The 20,409-nt window shown below is 67.0% G+C and carries 18 protein-coding genes; 10 read left to right on the top strand and 8 right to left on the bottom strand.

Annotated features, from left to right (window positions below; all coding sequences use genetic code 11):
* From nadB to ACFQB0_RS02555, 4 genes are all read left to right on the top strand, one after another.
* Positions 1-1,605: an L-aspartate oxidase gene (gene nadB / locus ACFQB0_RS02570; protein WP_386727212.1), complete on the top strand. Its 1,605-nt coding sequence runs from the start codon at positions 1-3 to the stop codon at positions 1,603-1,605.
* The gene (nadC, locus tag ACFQB0_RS02565; RefSeq protein WP_386727209.1) at positions 1,599-2,486 is read left to right on the top strand and encodes a carboxylating nicotinate-nucleotide diphosphorylase; all 888 of its coding nucleotides are present in this window, start codon (positions 1,599-1,601) and stop codon (positions 2,484-2,486) included. Before nadB ends, nadC begins: the two co-directional genes overlap by 7 nt.
* Positions 2,483-3,628 (top strand): cysteine desulfurase family protein, encoded by a 1,146-nt coding sequence (locus ACFQB0_RS02560; RefSeq protein ID WP_386727206.1) that lies wholly within the window; start codon positions 2,483-2,485, stop codon positions 3,626-3,628. Before nadC ends, ACFQB0_RS02560 begins: the two co-directional genes overlap by 4 nt.
* A gap of 189 nt (positions 3,629-3,817) precedes the next feature.
* Positions 3,818-5,341, top strand: a complete 1,524-nt coding sequence (locus ACFQB0_RS02555; RefSeq protein WP_386727203.1) for a DHA2 family efflux MFS transporter permease subunit — start codon at positions 3,818-3,820, stop codon at positions 5,339-5,341.
* 181 nt (positions 5,342-5,522) lie between these two features.
* Here the strand turns inward: ACFQB0_RS02555 and ACFQB0_RS02550 are convergent, their stop codons facing one another.
* On the bottom strand, positions 5,523-6,431 hold the full coding sequence (locus tag ACFQB0_RS02550) for an EamA family transporter (protein WP_386727201.1): 909 nt from the start codon (positions 6,429-6,431) through the stop codon (positions 5,523-5,525).
* Between the two features lie 39 nt (positions 6,432-6,470).
* On the opposite strand from ACFQB0_RS02550, the gene ACFQB0_RS02545 reads away from it, so the two are divergent.
* The gene (locus tag ACFQB0_RS02545) at positions 6,471-6,971 is read left to right on the top strand and encodes a MarR family winged helix-turn-helix transcriptional regulator (RefSeq protein ID WP_386727198.1); all 501 of its coding nucleotides are present in this window, start codon (positions 6,471-6,473) and stop codon (positions 6,969-6,971) included.
* A gap of 85 nt (positions 6,972-7,056) precedes the next feature.
* On the opposite strand, the gene ychF is transcribed toward ACFQB0_RS02545, so the two are convergent.
* Complete coding sequence (gene ychF / locus ACFQB0_RS02540; protein ID WP_386727195.1) at positions 7,057-8,130, bottom strand: redox-regulated ATPase YchF; 1,074 nt, start codon at positions 8,128-8,130, stop codon at positions 7,057-7,059.
* Between the two features lie 104 nt (positions 8,131-8,234).
* Between ychF and ACFQB0_RS02535 the strand changes: the two genes are divergently transcribed.
* Positions 8,235-8,852 (top strand): exonuclease domain-containing protein, encoded by a 618-nt coding sequence (locus ACFQB0_RS02535; protein WP_386727192.1) that lies wholly within the window; start codon positions 8,235-8,237, stop codon positions 8,850-8,852.
* A gap of 97 nt (positions 8,853-8,949) precedes the next feature.
* Positions 8,950-10,395, top strand: a complete 1,446-nt coding sequence (rmuC, locus tag ACFQB0_RS02530) for a DNA recombination protein RmuC (protein ID WP_386727189.1) — start codon at positions 8,950-8,952, stop codon at positions 10,393-10,395.
* 101 nt (positions 10,396-10,496) lie between these two features.
* Here rmuC and glpX read toward each other — a convergent pair whose 3' ends face one another.
* The 5 genes from glpX to ACFQB0_RS02505 form a co-directional block, all read right to left on the bottom strand.
* Positions 10,497-11,483: a class II fructose-bisphosphatase gene (gene glpX / locus ACFQB0_RS02525; protein ID WP_386729606.1), complete on the bottom strand. Its 987-nt coding sequence runs from the start codon at positions 11,481-11,483 to the stop codon at positions 10,497-10,499.
* Between the two features lie 116 nt (positions 11,484-11,599).
* Positions 11,600-12,859, bottom strand: a complete 1,260-nt coding sequence (locus ACFQB0_RS02520; RefSeq protein WP_386727186.1) for a four-carbon acid sugar kinase family protein — start codon at positions 12,857-12,859, stop codon at positions 11,600-11,602.
* A gap of 41 nt (positions 12,860-12,900) precedes the next feature.
* Positions 12,901-14,223, bottom strand: coding sequence for an MFS transporter (locus ACFQB0_RS02515; RefSeq protein ID WP_386727183.1), 1,323 nt, complete (start codon positions 14,221-14,223; stop codon positions 12,901-12,903).
* Between the two features lie 102 nt (positions 14,224-14,325).
* Positions 14,326-15,072, bottom strand: a complete 747-nt coding sequence (locus tag ACFQB0_RS02510) for a FadR/GntR family transcriptional regulator (RefSeq protein WP_386727181.1) — start codon at positions 15,070-15,072, stop codon at positions 14,326-14,328.
* Between the two features lie 90 nt (positions 15,073-15,162).
* Positions 15,163-16,521, bottom strand: a complete 1,359-nt coding sequence (locus ACFQB0_RS02505; RefSeq protein ID WP_386727178.1) for an NAD(P)H-dependent oxidoreductase — start codon at positions 16,519-16,521, stop codon at positions 15,163-15,165.
* Between the two features lie 187 nt (positions 16,522-16,708).
* Here ACFQB0_RS02505 and fbaA point away from each other — a divergent pair, with 187 nt between their 5' ends.
* From fbaA to ACFQB0_RS02490, 3 genes are read left to right on the top strand one after another with little or no spacing between them, the layout of a single operon-like run.
* Complete coding sequence (gene fbaA, locus ACFQB0_RS02500; RefSeq protein WP_386727175.1) at positions 16,709-17,734, top strand: class II fructose-bisphosphate aldolase; 1,026 nt, start codon at positions 16,709-16,711, stop codon at positions 17,732-17,734.
* A 25-nt stretch (positions 17,735-17,759) separates the two neighbouring features.
* Complete coding sequence (locus ACFQB0_RS02495; RefSeq protein ID WP_386727172.1) at positions 17,760-18,689, top strand: class I SAM-dependent methyltransferase; 930 nt, start codon at positions 17,760-17,762, stop codon at positions 18,687-18,689.
* Positions 18,682-19,284 carry a DUF6264 family protein gene (locus tag ACFQB0_RS02490; RefSeq protein ID WP_386727170.1) on the top strand — a complete coding sequence of 201 codons (603 nt, stop codon included), beginning with the start codon at positions 18,682-18,684 and terminating at the stop codon, positions 19,282-19,284. Before ACFQB0_RS02495 ends, ACFQB0_RS02490 begins: the two co-directional genes overlap by 8 nt.
* A 43-nt stretch (positions 19,285-19,327) precedes the next feature.
* Here the strand turns inward: ACFQB0_RS02490 and ACFQB0_RS02485 are convergent, their stop codons facing one another.
* The gene (locus ACFQB0_RS02485; RefSeq protein ID WP_386729603.1) at positions 19,328-20,365 is read right to left on the bottom strand and encodes a 4-hydroxy-3-methylbut-2-enyl diphosphate reductase; all 1,038 of its coding nucleotides are present in this window, start codon (positions 20,363-20,365) and stop codon (positions 19,328-19,330) included.
* Positions 20,366-20,409: the final 44 nt, after the last annotated feature.

The raw sequence follows: 20,409 nt of genomic DNA, 5'->3' as shown, positions 1-20,409 counted from the left end.
ATGACGTCCGTGCTCGTGGTCGGCAGCGGCCTCGCGGGTCTGTTCGCCGCCGTGCGCGCCGTCGAGGCAGGAGTCGACGTCACCCTCGTGACGAAGGAAGCGCTCACAGAGAGCAACACCCGCTACGCGCAGGGCGGCATCGCCGCGTCCCTCTTCGCCGACGACTCGACCGAAGCACATCTGATCGATACGCTGCGCGCCGGCGCCGGGCTGTGCGATGCGCATGCCGCCCGGGTGCTGTGCGAGGAGGGACCGGCCCGGGTGCGCGATCTCATCCGCTTCGGCGTCGACTTCGATCGGGACGACTCGGGGCTCGCCCGCGGTCTCGAGGCGGCTCACGGCCGGGCCAGAGTGTTGCACGCCGGCGGCGACGCGACAGGCGCCGCGATCGAAGGTGCGCTCATCGCGACGGCACATCGGAGGGGGGTTCACGTCATCGAACACACGATGCTCGTCGATCTCGTGGTCGACGGCGGCATCGTGGCGGGCGCAGAGGTGCAGGCGTCCGACGACACGCGCAGCGTCCGGCGTGCGGATGCCGTGATCCTCGCGACCGGCGGCGGCGGGCGGCTCTACCGGCACACGACGAACCCCGCCGTCGCAACGGGTGACGGCGTCGCCGCCGCGTGGCGGGCCGGCGCGCAACTGGCCGATCTCGAATTCATCCAGTTCCACCCGACCGCGCTCGTCGCCCCAGGCGCTCCTCTCGTCTCGGAGGCCGTACGCGGCGAGGGCGCCGTGCTGCGGAACGCGCGAGGCGAACGGTTCATGCTCGACGTGCATCCTCTCGCCGAGCTCGCCCCACGCGATGTGGTCGCGCGTGCGATGGTCGTCGAGATGGCCGCGCAGCACGGCGTGCCGATTTCGCTCGATGCCACCGCCCTCGGACGCGCGTTTCTCGAGTCGCGATTCCCCACGATCGCCGCGGCGTGCCACGCGGCCGGCTACGACTGGGCAGCCGATGGCGTTCCGGTCACCCCCGCCGCACATTACTGGATGGGCGGCGTCGCGACGGACGTCTGGGGCCGCACGTCGTTGCAGGGGCTCTTCGCCGTCGGCGAGGTCGCCTGCACAGGAGCGCACGGGGCCAACCGGCTCGCGTCGAACTCGCTGCTCGAGGCGTCGGTCTTCGCAGACCGCGCCGTGCGAGCGATCTGCGACGAGCATCACGACCGCGACGATACGGCGCGACGTGCCGGCTCGGTGCGCACGCGGTATGGAAAGTCGGACGACGCCCCCGCGATCGCAGACATCGCTTCGTCTCCGGCGGAAGAGGACGAGGGGAACGCCCTGCCCGGTTTCTCCCGCGACGCCCTGCAGGGGCTCCTGTGGGATGCGGCCGGCGTGCTCCGGACGGGTGAGGGACTCGAGGCGGCATCCGAAGCCCTCGACGGCTGGCGCAGACCGCCGACCGGGCCGGGCGCCTCGCGCGGCGAGCTGGAGGACGCCAATCTGCTCGACCTCGGCCGGCTGGTCGTCGCGGCCGCGATCGCCCGCGAGGAGTCGCGTGGCGCTCATTTCCGTTCGGACTTTCCCGTCGAACGCCAGGAACTCGCCGTGCGCGCCCCGCTCGCACGAGCCAGAGAGGACGCCGTCGCATGCTGACCCCGGCCATCGTGAACACCGTCGTCTCCGCCGCGCTTGCGGAAGACGCGCCATGGGGTGACCTCACCTCGCAATTGCTGATCCCGGCGGGAACCATCGCGACCGCCCGGCTCGTGGCTCGCGAGCCGGGCGTGTTCAGCGGCGGGGTGGTCTTCCGGGCGGCGTTCGCTCTGACCGATGACACCATCGACGTGTCGGCGGTCGCGGCGGACGGGGCGCGGTTCGATGCCGGAGCCGTGCTAGCGGAGGTGAGCGGCTCCGCCCGGGGCATCCTGCAGGCGGAGCGCGTCGCGCTCAACCTCGTGCAGCGCATGAGCGGCATCGCCAGCCTCACCGCCGCCTACGTCGCCGAGACCGTCGGTACGCGCGCCCGCATCGTCGACACCCGCAAAACCACGCCAGGGCTGCGCGCCTTCGAACGTCAGGCCGTGCTCGACGGCGGCGGGCACAATCACCGCTTCTCGCTGTCGGACGCCGTCATGGCCAAGGACAACCATCTCGCCGTGCTCACCGCCGGAGGGCTCTCGGTCACAGAAGCCCTGCTCGGGGTGCGCGCCCAGCTCTCGCACACCACGCACCTCGAGGTGGAGGTCGACCGTCTCGATCAGATCGAGCCGGTCCTCGCCGCCGGAGTCGACACGATCATGCTCGACAACTTCACCCAGCACGATCTGAGGGAGGGCGTCGCCATCGTGGCCGGCCGCGCGATCGTCGAAGCCAGCGGCGGGGTGACCCTCGACACGGTGCGCGCGATCGCCGCAACCGGCGTCGACGTGATCTCGGTCGGCGCGCTCACCCACAGCGTGCGTTCGCTCGACCTCGGACTCGACATCGCGATCGGCACGGACGACGGAGCCGATCGCCGCGAAGGCCCATCATGATCTACCTCGACAACGCAGCGACGACCCCCGTGCGGAAGGAGGCCCTCGAAGCCATGTGGCCGTTCCTCACGGGAGAGTTCGGCAACCCCTCGAGCCGACACCGGGCAGGCGAGGCCGCCGCCGAGGCTCTGGCTGGCGCCAGGCGTGATGTCGCCGTCGTGCTCGGCTGCCGGGCGGGCGACGTCGTGTTCACCTCCGGAGGGACGGAAGCCGACAACCTCGCGATCAAGGGCATCGCGCTCGGTTCGCCACGCGGCAGGCACGTGATCACGACCCCGATCGAGCACGAGGCGGTGTTGGAGTCCGTCGACCATCTGCGGCGCGTCCACGGCTTCGAGGTGAGCGAGTTGACCCCGGATGCGGCTGGCACGGTCGATCCGGAGGAGCTGCGCGGCGCCATCCGGCCCGACACGACCCTCGTCTCGGTGCAATATGCGAACAATGAGATCGGCACGGTGCAGCCGATCGCGGTGCTCGCCGGGATAGCACACGATGCCGGCGTCCCGTTCCACAGCGACGCCGTGCAGGCCGCCGGCTGGCTGCCCGTCGACGTGCCGACACTCGGCGTCGACGCCCTCTCGCTGTCAGGACACAAGCTCGGCGCGCCGAAGGGGATCGGCGCGCTCGTGGCGCGCGGCCGTCTGCCGTTGGAACCCATCGTGCACGGCGGCGGTCAGGAACGCGGCAGGCGCAGCGGCACCGAGAACGTCGCCGGCGCCGTGGCCTTCGCCACAGCGCTGCGCCTCGCCGAGCGCGAGCGTGCGGATGCCGCGACGCGGGTCGGCCTGCTGCGCGACGATTTCGTCGCGGCGGTGCTCTCCACCGTGCCCGGCGCTCGGCTCACAGGACACCCGGAGGAACGCCTTCCCGGCACGGCCTCGTTCGTGTTCCCCGGTACGAGCGGAGAGGCGGTTCTGCTCGAACTGGAGCGACACGGGGTGCTGTGCTCGAGCGGGTCGGCATGCGCGGCGGGCAGCGATGAGCCTTCGCACGTGCTCACCGCGATCGGCGTCCCGCGCGAGGTGGCGCAGACGGCCGTGCGTTTCACCCTGGCCGCCACCACCACGGCCTGCGAGTTGGACGACGCGGCGATTGCGGTGGCGGCCGCCGTGACATCCGTCGCCGGAATAGCCTCCGACTGATCCGGAATGTCTCATGCGGTCCGGAATGTCTCATGCGGCCGGTATCGTCGTCATGTGCGATCGCTAAAGTCGGAACGGCAGACGGCGGTCTGTTCTCACCTGCTGCACCCCTCCGGTAGAGCTGCCGCTGTGCCCACCATGAAGCTGTGCCCACCATGAAGCTGTGCCCACCATGAATAGGAATCGCCCGTGACCGAACGAACGAGCTCCGACACCGACCTCGGCCCAGACCCCACCGTCGACGACGCGACCGTCGACGCCGGCGATCGCCCCGATCACGGACGCCGCAACACGAGGGTGATCTGGTTGCTGCTCGCGGCGACCTTCGTCGTCATCCTCAACGAGACCATCATGGGCGTCGCCCTGCCGAAGCTCATGACGGATCTACGTATCGACGCTGGCACTGCCCAGTGGCTCTCGACGGCGTTCATGCTCACGATGGCGGTCGTGATCCCGATCACCGGCTACCTGCTCGAACGCTTCGACACCCGTCCGATCTTCATCGCAGCCATGAGCCTGTTCTCACTGGGAACCCTCATCGCCGCTCTCGCGCCGGGCTTCGAGATCCTGTTGCTCGGTCGCATCGTGCAGGCCTCGGGAACAGCCATCATGGTCCCGCTGCTCATGACGACCCTGATGACCCTCGTCGCCCCCGCGGAGCGCGGCAAGACCATGGGCAATGTGTCCATCGTCATCTCGGTGGCGCCGGCCATCGGACCGACGATCTCCGGGTTCATCCTCGACACCCTCAGCTGGCGGTGGATGTTCTGGATCGTGCTGCCCATCGCGGTGGCCATGCTCGTCATCGGCATCCGCCACGTCGAGAACGTCACCGAACCGCAGAAGGTTCCGATCGACGTGCTCTCCGTCGTCCTATCCGCCTTCGGCTTCGGCGGGCTCGTCTACGGTCTGAGCCGGGTCGGCGAGGCCGTCGGCACCGGGCCGGGGGCACCCTCCGCCGGAATCCAGATGTGGATAGCCCTCGGCGTCGGCGCTGTCGCTCTCGCGAGCTTCATCGTGCGACAGCTTCTCCTGCAGCGCCGCGACGTGGCGCTTCTCGATCTGCGCACCTTCAACTCGCCGATCTTCACGGTGGCCGTGTCGATGATGGCCGTGTCGATGATGGCGCTCTTCGGCACGATCATCCTGCTGCCGATCTACCTGCAGAACGTGCTGCACATGGACCCGGTCAGGGTCGGGCTGCTCCTGCTGCCCGGCGGGCTGATCATGGGCTTGCTCGCGCCGTTCGTCGGCCGTATCTACGACAAGCGCGGGCCACGGGTGCTGCTCATTCCGGGGTCGATCATCGTGAGCACGGTGCTCTGGTCGCTCACGCTCGTGAACGCGACGACCTCGCCATTCTTCATGCTCGCCGCGCACATCGTTCTGAGCCTCGGGCTCGCGCTGATGTTCACACCGCTGTTCTCTGCGGGCCTCGGCGCGGTGCAGCCGCAACTGTACTCGCACGGCAGCGCGATCGTCGGCACCGTCCAGCAGGTGGCCGGTGCGGCGGGAACGGCGCTGTTCATCACGATCATGACGGCACAGACCGGTGTGCTCACGGTCAGCGGTGCATCTCCAGAGGTGGCCCTGGCCGACGGTGTGCGCATGGCCTTCCTCGCCGGCGCGATCATCTCCCTCCTCGCGATCATCGGCGCCGTCTTCATCCGCAAGCCGTCCGATGCACCGGGAGGCTCTCACGGCGGACACTAGCGGCCCGGCCGGGCGCGGAACCGGAACGGCGCAAAGAACCGCCACGGACCAGTCTCCCCCGTGACTTCCCCAGACAACCCAAAAGGCCTCGGCGTCTGTCGACTCGTCGAGACCTTTCTATGCCAGAGATTCATCTGGTGGTAGATAACATCTTACGCCGGTCGGTGAATAGCGCAAGGGTTCATGACAGTCGCTCAGATTCCCAGGGCAGAGACCGTTCCTGTCTGCTGCTCCTGCCCGCCACCTGCAGCTGGCACGACCCCATCAGGATGGCGGCGAAAACGAGAGCGAGTCCGAGAAACTGCCCCGGCCCGAAGGGATCGCCTGCGACCAGGGTGCCGAGGAGCACCCCGGTCACGGGATTCAAGAGCCCGATCAGGCCGACCGTCCCCGCGGCGAGGCGGCGTAGCCCGCTGAACCAGGCGACGAAGGCGAGCGCCGTGGCCACGACGCTGACATAGGCGAACGCGGCGAGCTTCGATGCGTCGAGCGTTGGGGGCATACCCTCCCAGATGAGCGCGGCAGGCACGAGCATGACGCCGCCCGCGATGAGCTGCCACGAGGTGAGCGAGAGCACGTCGACGCCCGAACCCCAGCGCTTTGCAAGGATGAAGCCGAGCGAGGACATCGACATGGCCGCGATTGAGGCGACAACGCCCCACGGGTTCACCGGCTGCACTCCCACCGCCAGCATCAAGACGACTCCGACGAGGCCGACAAAGGCGCCGACGAGCGACAGTACGCGCGGCCGCTCGGAGACGAGCAGCCACGCGAAGAGCATCATCACCATGGACGATGTCGCCATGATCGTCGATGCGATGCTCGTCGGCAGCAACTGTGCGGAGAGGTACACGAGCACGAAGAACACTCCCATGTTGAGGGCGCCGAGCGAAGCAGCCCGCCACCACCAGGACCGGCGCGGCCGCTCGCGTCGGATCACGAGCAACAGCAGGCCTGCCGGCAGTGCCCGGAGCACCGCACCCCACAGCGGGAGATCTGCGGGGAGGAACTCTCTCGTCACGAAGTACACGCTCCCCCACGCGACGGGGGCGATCGCGGTGACGAGCACCCACCTCCATTTAGCTTCCATGGAAGCTAGTATAGCTTCCATAGAAGATATAGTGGAGACATGGATGCCCCGACCGACCGCGTCGCGCAGATCATGGCCGAGTGGGCGCGCGAACGCCCTGACCTCGACGTCGCCCCTCAGGGCGTGATCGGCCGACTCCACCGCCTCGCGAACCATCTCCGCGAGGATCTTGACGCCGTCTATCGTCGCTTCGACCTCTCAGAGGGCGAGTTCGACGTGCTCGCGACTCTTCGCCGTGCCGGAGCACCCTTCGAACGCACTCCTGGCGAGCTCACGGCATCCACCATGGTCACCACAGGCGCGATGACGAAGCGCCTCGACCGCCTCGAGCGGCGTGGGCTGGTGACCCGGCGCCGAAGCGAGGCCGACGGACGCGGGCGCGTCATCGCCCTGACATCATCAGGCCGAGGGCTCATCGACGAAGCATTCACCGCACACATCGCGAACGAGCATCGCCTCGTCGACGAAGCGCTCCCCACCGGGCAGGCCGCTGCGCTCGAGCAGCTCCTCGCCGGGTGGCTCGCGCGATACGAATCCTGAGCGGGGTTCCTCCCGACACGCCGAGCTCCCCTCGACTCGCCCCAGACCGGAATCAGATCAGGCATAGCATGCGTGACGATACAAGCTACACATTGAAACGAAACTCGACGACGTCGCCGTCCTGCATGAGGTAGTCCTTGCCTTCCATCCGCGCCTTGCCCTTGGCACGGGCCTCGGCGACCGAGCCCGTCGCGACGAGGTCTTCGAAGGAGATGACCTCGGCCTTGATGAAGCCGCGCTCGAAGTCGGTGTGGATGACGCCAGCGGCCTGCGGGGCCTTGGCGCCCTTCGGGATGGTCCAAGCGCGCGTCTCCTTGGGACCGGCCGTGAGATAGGTCTGCAAGCCGAGCGTGTCGAAGCCGATGCGCGCGAGCTGGTCGAGGCCGGATTCGGTCTGCCCGGTCGAGGCGAGCAGCTCGGCGGCGTCCTCGGCATCGAGGTCGATGAGCTCGGACTCGAGCTTGGCGTCGAGGAAGATCGCGTGGGCCGGCGCGACGAGGGCCGCGAGTTCGGCGAGCTTCGCGGCATCCTGCAGCACAGCCTCGTCGACGTTGAAGACGTAGATGAAGGGCTTGGCTGTGAGCAGACCGAGCTCCTTGATCGGTTCCAGGTCCAGCTTCGCAGCGGACAGCGGCGTTCCGGCGTCGAGCGCCACGCGCGCGGCCTCCGCAGCAGCGAGCACCTCGGGGCCGAGCCTCTTGCCGCGCACCTCCTTCTCATAGCGCCCGATCGCCTTGTCGAGCGTCTCGAGATCGGCGAGGACGAGCTCGGTGTTGATGGTCTCCATGTCGCCGGCGGGGTTCACCGCACCGTCGACATGCACGACGTCGCCGTCGGAGAAACCGCGCACGACCTGCGCGATCGCGTCGGCCTCGCGGATGTTGGCGAGGAACTTGTTTCCGAGCCCCTCCCCCTCGCTGGCACCCCGCACGATGCCGGCGATGTCAACGAATGCCACCGCCGCAGGGAGGATGCGCTCACTGCCGAAGATGCCTGCGAGAGTCTCGAGGCGCGCATCAGGCAGATTCACGACGCCGACGTTGGGCTCGATCGTCGCGAACGGATAGTTCGCCGCGAGCACCTGATTCTTCGTCAGTGCATTGAACAGAGTCGACTTGCCGACGTTGGGCAGGCCAACGATTCCAATAGTGAGCGCCACGATCGGCCAGTCTACCGGCCGTCGGTTGGCGCAGCCGACGCGCACCGTGACCAGGCCGACGGAACACGAGCGGCATTGTCACAGGAGCATGAGACCATGGATCCGTGCCACTGGAATTCACCGCGATCGACTTCGAGACCGCCAACTCGTCGAGTGCGTCGGCGTGTTCCGTCGGCCTGGTCAAGGTGCGCGACGGCACGGTCGTCGACCGGGCCGGATGGCTCATCCGCCCGCCTTACGGGCATGACGCATTCCTGGAATGGAATACGCGCATCCACGGCATCACCGCGGACGACTGCGAGGATGCCCCGGACTGGGCGACGCAGCTGCCGAAGCTGCTCGCCTTTGCCGACGGAGACCATCTCGTCGCCCACAACGCCGGTTTCGACATGGGCGTGATCGCTGCGACCTCAACCGCCGTGGGCGTCGTCGTCCCGGACTTCCGCTACGTGTGCAGCCTGCAGCTCGCGCGCCGCACCTACCACCTCGACTCCTACCGGCTTCCCGTCGCCGCCATGGCCGCCGGATTCGAGGACTTCCGGCACCACGACGCCCTCGCCGACGCAGAGGCGTGCGCGGCCATCGTGATCCACGCGGCGAGGCGACACGAGGCCGGTGACCTCGAACAGCTCGCGCACATCACCCGGGTGAAGGTCGGCGCGATCGGCCCCGTCGCGACAGCGGAGCGAGCCTCGGTCCACGGGCCGATGGCATTCGGCTAGTACTCCGTCCGAATGTCCGGCCAGAGATGTCGGGCCAGAATCGCAGTCCAGCGCCCGTCGTCACGACGATGTCGGTGGTGACTGCGACACTGGAGCCATGGACCCCATCCTGAGTCTGATCGTCGGCCTCGTCATCGGAGCGCCGCTGGGCGGCATCCTCGTCTGGTTGCTCCTGGGTCGCCGGGCGGCACAGCAGCCGGTCGCTGAGAACCCGGCATTCGTCGCCGCGCGGCATGCCGTCGAGATGACCGAATTGCGCGCGGCGGAGGCATCGGCGCGCGCAGACCTCAAAGCCGCTGAGGCGGCCGTTCAGGCCGAGATCCGCGCCGACCTCGCCTCGGCCGTCGCGACCGTCGCCAATCTGCAGGAACAGGTCGAGCATCACAAGCAGCAATACCGCGACCTCGTCGACCGTCATCGTGCCGATCAGGCCGAGCAGTCTGAGCGCGAGAAACGCGAGAGCGCCGTGCTTCAGGCCCTCAGCCCCGTGCGCGAAACGCTCCAGACCATGCAGCAGAAGGTCGCGGAACTCGAGAAACAGCGCAGCGAGCAGTACGGCTCGATCTCCGAGCAGCTCAAGCAGGCCCAGGTCTCCGACGAGCAGTTGCGGGCCACGACGGAGTCGCTGGCCTCCGCTCTGCGCTCCAACAGCACCCGCGGAGTATGGGGCGAGACCCAGCTGCGGCGCGTCGTCGAGGCAGCCGGTCTGGCGCAGTACGTCGACTTCGACACCCAGCAGAGCATCACGACGGATGCCGGAGCCGGACGCCCCGACATGGTCATCCGCCTTCCCGGCGACAAGTCGATCGCGGTCGACGCGAAGGTTCCGCTCGAGCACTACCTCGAGGCCAGCCAGATCCCCGTGACCGCCAACGGCGAGGAGGGTGCGCGGCGCAAGGCTCTCGTCGACAGGCATGTCAAGGCCGTGCGCGGTCACATCGATGCACTCGCGAAGAAGACCTACTGGGAAGGTCTCGACGCGAGCCCGGAGTTCGTCATCGCCTTCATCCCGAGCGAATCCCTGCTGTCGTCTGCGCTCGAGGCCGATCCGGCGATCCTCGACTACTCCTTCGCCAAGCGCGTCGCCCTCGCCTCGCCCGTGAATCTTTGGGCTGTGCTCAAGACCGTGGCCTACACCTGGCAGCAGCAGGCGGTGACCGATGATGCGAAGAAGCTCTTCGACCTCGGCAACACTCTCTACCAGCGACTCGGCACGCTCTCAGCTCACGCAGATGGACTGCGCAAGGCCATCGAGCGCACCGTGGACAGCTACAACAAGTTCGCCAACTCGCTCGAGACCCGCGTACTCGTGACCGCCAGGCAGTTCCCCGGCATCGACGAGACGAAGCTTACGCTGCTCACGGAACCGGCACCCGTTCACGAGTCACCGCGCAAACTCACGGCGCTCGAGTTCGAGCTATCCGGCTCAGCCACAGCCGGGATCGCTGCGCCGGAGTTCACCTCCCCCGAACTCGACGACACCGAACTCGACGGCAGTGAGAACGACTCCATCGGGCGCGACGCGAACTCACTCGCATCCTGACACCAAGTTCCTGAACGCCAAGTTCCTGACGCCGCGCGGGCGCCAGCCGGTCGGCTACTGGTCCCGACCGGCCGATGTCGACGTGGTGCGCAGCGGAGGAACTACAGCCACTTCGAGACGAGGTGGTCAGCCACTACACGACGGATCGTGCCCGATTGAGAGCGCAGCACGATGCTCTCGGTGCGGATGTGGGTGCGGCCGATCTTGCGCGGCCCGGCCACGAGACCACCGTCGGTCACACCTGTCGCCACGAAGAAGGTGTTGTGGCCTTTCACCAACCCGTCCGCGTCATAGACCCGATCGCAGTCGAGGCCGGCCGCTTCGCCCCGGGCACGCTCGGCGTCGTCCCTCGGCGCGAGGCGGCCCTGCATGAAGCCCCCGATGGCCTTGATCGCGCACGCCGTCGTGATGCCCTCCGGGCTGCCGCCGATGCCGACGCACATGTCGATGCGGGAGTCGTAGCGAGCGGCATTGATGCCGCCGGCGACATCGCCGTCGAGCATGAGCCGGGTGCCGGCACCGGCGGCTCGAATGTCGGCGATGAGCTGCTCGTGACGCGGACGGTCGAGCACGGCGATGCGCAGATCCCCCACATCCATATTCTTGGCTGTGGCAAGCGCACGGATGTTGTCACCGATCGGCCGCCGGATGTCGACGACCCCGATGCCCTCCGGCCCGGTCACGATCTTGTCCATGTAGAACACGCTCGACGCGTCCAGCATCGTGCCGCGATCGGAGACCGCGATCACCGAGAGCGCATTCTGGCGACCGGCCGCGGTGAGACTCGTCCCATCGATCGGGTCGACCGCGATGTCACAGGCCGGGCCGCGCCCGTTTCCGACACGTTCACCGTTGAAGAGCATGGGCGCCTCGTCCTTTTCGCCCTCGCCGATGACGACGACGCCGTCGAAGTTGACGGTTCCGAGAAAGGCACGCATGGCGTCGACGGCGGCGCCGTCAGCACCGAGCTTGTCGCCCCGCCCGATCCACGGCACGGCACGGATCGCGGCGGCCTCGGTCGCGCGCACGAGCTCCATCGCAAGGTTGCGATCCGGGTGCAGGAAGAGGCTGGCGGTTTCGGTACTCATCATGATGGGTCCCTCTCGGACACAATGCTCAGTGGCATGGGTGCTGCTTCGCTCCCCGAGCCTCCGTGGACCGCCACGCGAGACCGCCTGCCTCAGCCTATCGCGGGCGACAGCGCTCAGTCGGAGGTCGGCTGGATGTGCAGTGCATCGAGCACGTCGACGAGGGTCGAGGAATCGCCGACGTTGCCCGGCACGACCACATAGAGCCGCGTGCGCCCGTCTCCGGCGTCGAGCCGCCAGACCGATACCCCGGGCAGCACCTGGCCGAGCACGATCGCCGCGCGCGCGCCCAGGCCGATGCGAGCGACATCCGCCGAGGTGATCCCACCCTTCGACACGACGACGTCGACCTGCGGCAATGCGGTTCGCACGACAGACGTCAATGCCTCCATGACCCGCTCACCATGCCCGAGGGTGTTGTGCTCCACGGCACGCTTCCTCTCGGAGACGACGACCGCGAGGCCGCGCTCCTCGAGCTGGGCGAGCACCTGAGCGGATGCCGCGGCGGCGGCGAGCCTGGGATCGGCGAGCGCGTCCCCCGTGTCGATCACGACAGGATCGCCCCACTCCTCGGCGACGCGCTCGAGCTGCGCGGTCGCCCCCGCCGTGTGGGAACCACACACGAGCAACGTTGGCAGAGCGTGCGGAACGAGCGGCCGCCGCAGCAGGCCCTCGCTCTCGACACCGGCAAGCATGGCGGCGAGAGGCGAGGCGGAGCGCACCACGATCGAGGCCCCAGCCGTCCTGGCCTCGAAGACGGCCCGGGCGATCGCATGGATGTCGCCGTTCGTGACCGCATCGGGAACCACCACCGAACCCGGGGCCGCACCGAGGAGCGCTCTGGTCACCCCATCGCCGTCGCGCACGACGTCGAGCCCGAGAGGCACGGCGGATCGACCGGACTTCTCGGCCACATAGTCGGCGAGCACCGCCGTGCTGAAGGGGAACACGGGATCGTCTGCGTACTCGCTCTCATGGGCGGCGACATCCACGCCGTCGATCGAGACGTAGTGCACGCCGTCTCGCGTCGTCCTCCCACCGTCGGGGAAGGCCGGCACGAAGAGCATGACCGAGTCCTCGTCGAGGAAGACGGAGGTCTCGGCGAAGACGTGTCCACGCAGGGTGGAATCCCCGCGGAGGACGAACTGCACCTCCTGCCCGAGCCTTCGACCGGCCTCGAGGGCGTGGGACCGCACGGTGCTCACGAGCTCGACGGCCGTCGCCTCGTCGATCGCGCGGCTGTTGGTCTGCACATAGACGCTGTCTGCTTCGGCGAGGGCGTGTTCGAGCAGCTCCGCGCTGCTTTCGAGCAGAACGCGCACACCGGTCGCCGACTGGGTGCCGGTCGGGTCGTCATCGAGTACGACGGTCTTCATGGGATTGCTCCTTCTTGCACGGCGTCGCGCCCGCCTGTCGGCTATGCGCCTGCGATGATTCGATCGACCTCGGCCCGTTCCTTCGCACCCCAGGTCTCGCGGGTGAGCAAGACGCCGACCAGGCCGATCACGCCAACCGTTACATAGATCCAGGCGACGCCGCCCCAGCCGACGGCGAGCGCAGCCGCCGTGGCGATGAAGGGGATGAATCCCGAGATCGCAGCCGAGAACTGATAACCGAGCGAAGCTCCCGAGGTGCGGGTGTTCGTGTCGAACAGTTCGCTGAAGTAGGCGCCCTGCGTTCCCGCCAGCATGTCGTGGATGATCGTCAGGCCGATGACGTAGACGGTGACGATGAGGAACGGCATCGCCGTGTTCACGAGCAGGAACAGCGGGAACCCGAATGCGATCGTCGCGAGGCAGCCGATCAGGTAGACCGTCTTGCGACCGAAGCGGTCGCTGAGCGCCCCGAAGATCACGGTCGTGAAGCATCCGAGCGCGGTGGCGATGATAAGGCCGGTCAGCGCGGTCTCACGCGGAGCGATCTCGTTCGTCGTGACGTAGGAGATCAGGTAGGTGACGATCACGTAGAAACCACCGGTCTCGGCAAGACGCAGGGCGATGACGCGCAGCACGGTGCGCCAGTCGTTGCGGATGACCGTGAGGATCGGGTTCTTCACGAGCTCACCGCGCGCCTTGGACTCCTCGAACTCGGGCGATTCCGAGACCTTGAGGCGGATGATCAGGCCCGCGACGATGAGCACGGCGCTCAGCATGAAGGGCAGACGCCAGGCGAGTTCGCTGTTGAACCCGCCGGCGAGCAGGAAGGCGACGTTCGCGAGGAAGACGCCGAGCGGCACACCGACCTGCGGGATGGCGGCGTAACGGCCACGCTTGCGCCACGGGGCGTGTTCGAAGGTCATCAGAATGGCGCCTCCCCACTCGGCACCGAATGCGAGGCCCTGGATGACGCGGATCAGCGTGAGCAGGATCGGCGCCAGCAGTCCGACCTGGGCGTAGGTCGGCAGGAGTCCGATCAGCACGGTCGCGATGCCCATGACGAAGAGTGCGCCGACGAGCACGGGCTTGCGGCCGTACTTGTCGCCGAGGTATCCGCCGATGATGCCGCCCAAGGGCCGCATGGCGAATCCGATGCCGAAGGTCAGGAAGCCGAGAAGGACGCCGACGACCGGGTCCTCTCCGGGAAAGAACGCCGGGCCGAAGTAGAGGGCCGCGGCAGTGCCGTAGGCGAGGAAGTCGTAGTTCTCGACCGTGGTGCCGACGGCACTGCCGATCGCGGTCTTCAGTTTGTCGGGTGAGCCGTGCGCTGCCTGAATGCTGGCGGGCTGGGTGATGGTGCTCATGGGATTGTCCATATCTCCTTTGATATCGAGACAGCGGCGCTGTCCCGGGGCACCGTGGGAGAGGGCCCGACCGGATGGCACCGCCGGTCGGATCCGGTGATGCTATCCGGAGGCTTGGACCACTCCTCCGACGTTGCTGATCTTGTAGAAGTCGTGGATGTGATCGCGCACCAGGTGCACGGCCTCATCCGGCTCTCGGCGCCGGATGGCGTCGAGAATGTTGCGGTGTTCCTGCCTCACCGTCTTCGCGGTCTCGTGCCAGTCCTCGAGGCCCGCGTAGGCCTCGATCATCTGGCGATTGATCGCGACGCGCAGTGACCCCATGAGGTGCGCGGTGAGGGCGTTTCCTGTCGACTCGGCGACCTGCACGTGGAATGCGGTGTCGAGCCGGTTGAACTCGGCCGTCTCGATGTCGGGGTCGTCCATCTGATCGAGGATGGCGGCGAGTTCCGTGTGATCCTGTTCAGTCGAGCGATAGGCCGCCTCCGCGCAGGACCACGATTCCAACGCGATCCGGGTCTCCAGCACATCCGTATGGCTGAAGTGCCCGAGAGCGAGTTGAAGCTTGAGCAGATTGACGAAGCCGGGGCCTGGTGTTCCCACCAGCACCGCACCGCCATCCGAGCCGCCCCCACGGCGGATGTCCACGACCCCGAGCGCTTCCAGCACACGGAGCGATTCCCGCAGCGATGGACGTGAGACCCCGAGCATGATCGCGAGCTCCCGCTCGCTCGGCAGGTGATCGCCGGCCTTGAGCCGCCCGTCGAGAATCCGCTCCTCGATCTGTGCCATGACCTGCTCGTAAGTGCGCAGGCGCTGCACGGGTTCCCACCCGTTCGCTGTGGACATCGCGGACCAACCCCTCAGAACATCGCGGCGAAGCGGTGCATTCACCGATCACCCTCAGTCTAGTTTTCATGGGCGTTGATGGTCTGTTGGTCAGGCCGCGCGAAGCGACTCGGCGCGGAACTCCGATTCGAGCTCCCTGCGCACCTGCACTGCGAGAAGGGTTCCATCGGCGTCGATGTCGGCCCAGGAGACCGTGCGATCCTTCGGAACGTCGCGGATGAGCTTGGCCCCGTGGGCGAGGCCGAGCGGGAGCGCATTGCGCTCGAGGGAGACATGGGCGGGTGCGAGCTTGCCGAACACCGTGTAGCCGCCCTCGCCGTCGAGGGTGTCGCCGGCGCGGAGGTCTTTCTTCGCCGTCGTGACGACATCGCCGCGAAAACCCGTCGGCGACCCGGTCGCCTCTCCGCGCAATACTGCCGAGGCGACGCTGACCCCGAGCTCGAGCCCGATCATGTGATACGGGCGGTAGAGAGAGCCGTATCGGCCGGTCTCATCCGTGTGCACACCGTACTCGGCGAAGCACTGGACGGCGTAGTCGGTCTTCGCCTCGAAGGTCACGTAGACGCCCCAGCGGAGGTCTCGCTGCACCTCGGTGCCGTCACGGTAGAGGCTCGACGCGATCTCCACGGTGCCGCGGCGGGTGAGGGCGCCGCCGATCTCGCGGGGGCGGTAGATGTGTGGCAGATCGTCGACACCGGCAGGCGGGAAGAGGAGTCCTTCGTCTTGTGGCAGGAGACCGGTGCCATTGGCGACCGCCGCCATTTCGATCGCCGACTTCGTGCCGTCGAGGAAGGAATTGAACATCTTCGGATTGAAGTCTCCACTCGCGAGCTGTTCGGCGCTGAAGCCGTAGTAGTCCCAGACCGTGTCAGGAGTCGAATAGTTGTACTCCGGGAGGTATTTCGTGCCCTTTCCTGCCGCTACGACGTCGAAGCCGACCGTGCGACACCAGTCGACGAGCTCGCAGATGAGCGCCGGCTGGTCGCCGTAGGCCATCGAGTACACGACCCCGGCCGCCTGGGCACGGCGTTGGAGGATCGGACCCACCATGCAGTCGGCCTCGACGTTGACCATGATGATGTGTTTGCCATTGTCGATCGCGGCGATGGCGTGGTAGGTGCCGATGATCGGGTTGCCCGTGATCTCGAGGATGACCTCGATCTGCGGCAACCGGATGAGCGCATCCGCGCTCTCGAGCACGTGGGTCGCTCCCGTGCGCAGAGCCTCGTCGAGCGAGGCGGCGGCGTACCGCTCGGCCGGCCATCCGGTCCGTTCGAGTGCGCTCTTCGCCTTCGGCACGTCTATATCGGCGACGCCGACGACGTGGATGCCCTCGGTGTTGAGCGCCTGGGTGAGGAACATCGACGAGAACTTGCCGGCTCCGATGACGCCGACGCGGATGGGTCCGGCTTCCTCGGTTCGCTTCTGCATGAGCGAGTGGAGATTCATCTCACTACTTCCTTGTAGCTCGGCCGAGCCGAGAAGACACGTGTTGTGGATTGATGGTCTGACCATCTGATGTTAACGAGTGTGAGCTTGGTCTGACCATTTGTCAAGTCGAGCTCGAACAACGTCCCCCCGCACCCCCGGGCTGGATAGACTTTGAGCACACCGAGCCATCGCCCAAGGAGACGACATGCCCATCGCAACCCCCGAGCAGTACGCAGAGATGCTGGACAAGGCCAAGTCGAAGGGCTTCGCCTACCCAGCCTTCAACGTCTCCTCGTCGCAGACCATCAACGCGGTTCTGCAGGGTCTCACCGAGGCGGGCTCCGACGGCATCATCCAGGTGACGACGGGCGGCGCAGACTACTTCGCCGGCCATACCGTCAAGAACCGGGCATCCGGAGCCCTCGCCTTCGCCAAGTACGCACACGCCGTCGCCGACAACTACCCGGTGACCGTCGCCCTGCACACCGACCACTGCCCTAAGAACGCGCTCGACGGCTTCGTGCTGCCCCTCATCGAGGCATCCGAGGAGGAGGTGAAGGCGGGCCGCAACCCGATCTTCCAGTCGCACATGTGGGACGGTTCCGCGGTTCCCCTCGCGGAGAATCTCGAGATCGCCCAGGACATGATCAAGCGCACCCAGGCGATCAACGCGATCCTCGAGGTCGAGATCGGCGTCGTCGGCGGTGAAGAGGATGGCGTCAGCCACGACATCAACGAGAACCTCTACACGACGCTCGACGACGCCATCGCGACCGTCGAGGCGCTCGGCCTCGGCGAGAACGGTCGCTACATGACCGCACTCACCTTCGGCAACGTGCACGGCGTCTACAAGCCGGGCAACGTCAAACTGCGCCCCGAGCTGCTCAAGGACATCCAGGACGGCCTTCAGGCCAGGTACGGCACCGGCCCGAAGCCCCTCGACCTCGTCTTCCACGGCGGATCCGGTTCGACGGACGCCGAGATCGCCGAGGCCGTCGCCAATGGCGTCATCAAGATGAACATCGACACCGACACACAGTACGCGTTCACACGCGGGGTCGCCGACTACATGCTCAAGAACTACGACGGCGTGCTCAAGGTCGACGGCGAGGTCGGCAACAAGAAGCTCTACGACCCCCGCGCCTGGGGCAAGGTCGCGGAGTCCACCATGGCCGCCCGTGTCGTCGAGTCGACGAGGCAGCTGGGTTCAGCCGGCCATTCCGATAGCTGACCGAACCGTCGCGAAGATATCCGCAATGAACCCGACATCGCAGTACTCGAGCCATCTGTTCGACCGGGATGCCCGCAACAATAGTTGGTCGAACCTGCTCCGGTTCATCCCGCGCGGCTCTCGAGTGCTCGACGTCGGCTGCTCGAGTGGAAACTTCGGCGAGGCCCTCGAGCAGATGAACGAGTGCAGCGTCGTCGGGGTCGATCTCAATCCCGACGACATCGCGGTCGCTCGTCAGAAGATCTCCGAAGCGCACGTGCTCGACATCACGGACGACACCGCACCAGACATCCTCGGCACCTTCGACGTGATCGTCTTCGCCGACGTGCTCGAACACCTCCCCGATCCCCGAGCCGCCCTGGTCAAGATCCGGTCCATGCTGCGCGATCGCGGAGTCGTCGTGTACTCGATCCCCAACATGAGCCATGCTTCGATCCGGCTCGACCTCCTGGAAGGCCGGTTCGGCTACACCGAGGTCGGGCTCCTCGACAAGACCCACTTCCATTTCTACGACGGCGACGAGATCAACGACGTCTTCGCATCGGCAGGCTATCGGATCGACGCCGAGGAGCCGGTCGTCTCCGAGTATCCGGAGGGGATGGTGCGCGAGCGTCTGGCGAAGATCGGTCTGGCCGCCAACGCCGAGTTCTTCGACATGCTGCATCGCACCGAGAGCAACATCTACCAGTACGTCGGCGTTGCCGAGCCCGACCAGGCTCCCCCCTCCGAATGGCGTCGCCCCGTTCGAAGCACTCCCCCCGATGATATCCTCACGCGAGCACGCGAGATCGAGAACGAGTGCGCTCTTTTGCGCTCCGAGCGCGACCTCTTGCGTTCCGAGCGCGACGCCGTTCGGAACGAGTTGGACGGGCTCGTCGCACATATCGCATTCGTGAAGCGCCACCCGCTCACCTTCCTGTTCCGAAAGATCACGGGGCGACCGACACATGGCTGAAACACCCGCCGAACCCTCGGAGCCCGCGGAGGCGACCGGCGATCAGCGTCCGCGCCCACGTTTCGGCGAACTCGCGCCGGAGGGGTGGGCGTGGCGACCGCCCGTCGATCCGACCACCGCAGGTGGCTCAGGAGTCGCCGGGCGACCGTCACCCCCTCCCGGGCCGAGCTCGTCGCTGAAGACCTCGCTCCCCGACGGTTTCAGGAAGCCCCGAGAGATCCCGCGGTGGGATGCGCGACTCACGATCGTGCTCATGGTCATCGGCCTGTTCGGACTGACCCTGGCGATCTCGACCCAGGCGGCGCTTCCCGAAGCGATCGGCCTACTGCACACCCAGGAAGGCCTGGACGACTACACGCCGACGGCCGCGGTCGACGGCATCATCGTGGCCGGCGGGATCGCGCAGGCCGCGCTCTGGGTCGGGTCCGTGGCAGCATCCATCACCCTCATGCTCCGTCGCAAACGGGCCTTCTGGGTGCCCCTGACGGCGGGCGTGCTCTCGATGATCGTGCTCCTCATCGTGGCCGGATTCGTGGCCGGGACCGATCCAGCTCTTATCGACTTCTACAGCAACATCGGCGGCAGAAGCAGATGAGAGGAGCGCCGAGACCGGTACCTCGAGAACCCTCGCGCGAGCCTCAGGCCGGGCGGACGCGTCCGCCGAGAGCGCGCTCGTCCTTCTTGCCAGGCAGGTCTTTGCGCAGTTCCTTCGGCAGCGAGAACATGAGGTCCTCTTCAGCAGTCTTGACCTCCTGCACGTCGCCGTAGCCGGCATCGGCGAGGTCGCGCAGTACCTCCTGTACGAGTTCTTCGGGTACAGACGCCCCGCTGGTCACACCGACGGTGGCGACACCGTCGAGCCATTCCTGCCTGACCTCGCTCGAGTAGTCGACACGATAGGCAGCCCTCGCCCCGTATTCCAGGGCGACCTCGACAAGGCGCACACTGTTCGAGCTATTGGCCGAACCGACGACGATCACGAGCTCGGCATCCTGGGCGACCTTCTTGATCGCCACCTGCCGATTCTGCGTCGCGTAGCAGATGTCGTCGCTCGGCGGATCCTGCAGATTCGGAAAACGCTCGCGCAAACGACGCACAGTCTCCATGGTCTCGTCGACGCTGAGCGTCGTCTGCGAGAGCCACACGACCTTCTCGGGATCCTTGACCTCGATGCTCGGCACGTCATCCGGGCTGTTCACAAGGGTGACGTGGTCCGGCGCCTCGCCGGCCGTGCCCTCGACCTCCTCGTGCCCCTCGTGGCCGATGAGCAGAATCTCGAAGTCGTCGCGAGCGAAGCGCACCGCCTCACGATGAACCTTGGTGACGAGCGGGCAGGTCGCGTCGATTGCCTGGAGTCCGCGGTCGGCGGCGGCGTTGACGACGGCCGGCGAGACTCCGTGCGCGCTGAAGACGATATGCGCGCCCTCGGGCACTTCGTCGACCTCGTCGACGAAGATCGCGCCCTTCTTCTCGAGTTCGGTGACGACGTGGATGTTGTGCACGATCTGCTTGCGCACGTAGACGGGGGCTCCGTAGTGCTCGAGCGCCTTCTCCACCGCGATCACGGCACGGTCGACGCCCGCGCAGTATCCACGAGGTGCCGCGAGGAGCACCCGCTTGTATCCGTCGACCGGGATATCCTTAAGCCGGTTGCGCACGCCCGGGATGCGGGGCATGCCGAGGCCGATGGCTGGGGCATCCGTCATGCTTGTCACGGAAC

Origin of the sequence: Luethyella okanaganae (assembly GCF_042660285.1) — a bacterium.
GTDB lineage: Bacteria > Actinomycetota > Actinomycetes > Actinomycetales > Microbacteriaceae > Luethyella > Luethyella okanaganae.
The sequence above is the reverse complement of the archived record's forward strand: the minus strand, read 5'-3'. Positions and strand labels throughout refer to the sequence as shown.

Bases quoted from the DNA above. Each gene is read 5' to 3' on its own strand.
- nadC (WP_386727209.1), top strand. From the start codon at position 1,599: ATGCTGACCCCGGCCATCGTGAACACCGTCGTCTCCGCCGCGCTTGCG.
- ACFQB0_RS02515 (WP_386727183.1), bottom strand. From the start codon at position 14,223: ATGAGCACCATCACCCAGCCCGCCAGCATTCAGGCAGCGCACGGCTCA.
- nadB (WP_386727212.1), top strand. From the start codon at position 1: ATGACGTCCGTGCTCGTGGTCGGCAGCGGCCTCGCGGGTCTGTTCGCC.
- ACFQB0_RS02485 (WP_386729603.1), bottom strand. From the start codon at position 20,365: ATGCCCCGCATCCCGGGCGTGCGCAACCGGCTTAAGGATATCCCGGTC.
- ACFQB0_RS02520 (WP_386727186.1), bottom strand. From the start codon at position 12,859: ATGAAGACCGTCGTACTCGATGACGACCCGACCGGCACCCAGTCGGCG.
- ACFQB0_RS02510 (WP_386727181.1), bottom strand. From the start codon at position 15,072: ATGTCCACAGCGAACGGGTGGGAACCCGTGCAGCGCCTGCGCACTTAC.
- ACFQB0_RS02560 (WP_386727206.1), top strand. From the start codon at position 2,483: ATGATCTACCTCGACAACGCAGCGACGACCCCCGTGCGGAAGGAGGCC.
- ACFQB0_RS02495 (WP_386727172.1), top strand. From the start codon at position 17,760: ATGAACCCGACATCGCAGTACTCGAGCCATCTGTTCGACCGGGATGCC.
- rmuC (WP_386727189.1), top strand. From the start codon at position 8,950: ATGGACCCCATCCTGAGTCTGATCGTCGGCCTCGTCATCGGAGCGCCG.
- ACFQB0_RS02490 (WP_386727170.1), top strand. From the start codon at position 18,682: ATGGCTGAAACACCCGCCGAACCCTCGGAGCCCGCGGAGGCGACCGGC.
- ACFQB0_RS02550 (WP_386727201.1), bottom strand. From the start codon at position 6,431: ATGGAAGCTAAATGGAGGTGGGTGCTCGTCACCGCGATCGCCCCCGTC.
- glpX (WP_386729606.1), bottom strand. From the start codon at position 11,483: ATGAGTACCGAAACCGCCAGCCTCTTCCTGCACCCGGATCGCAACCTT.
- fbaA (WP_386727175.1), top strand. From the start codon at position 16,709: ATGCCCATCGCAACCCCCGAGCAGTACGCAGAGATGCTGGACAAGGCC.
- ACFQB0_RS02545 (WP_386727198.1), top strand. From the start codon at position 6,471: ATGGATGCCCCGACCGACCGCGTCGCGCAGATCATGGCCGAGTGGGCG.
- ACFQB0_RS02505 (WP_386727178.1), bottom strand. From the start codon at position 16,521: ATGAATCTCCACTCGCTCATGCAGAAGCGAACCGAGGAAGCCGGACCC.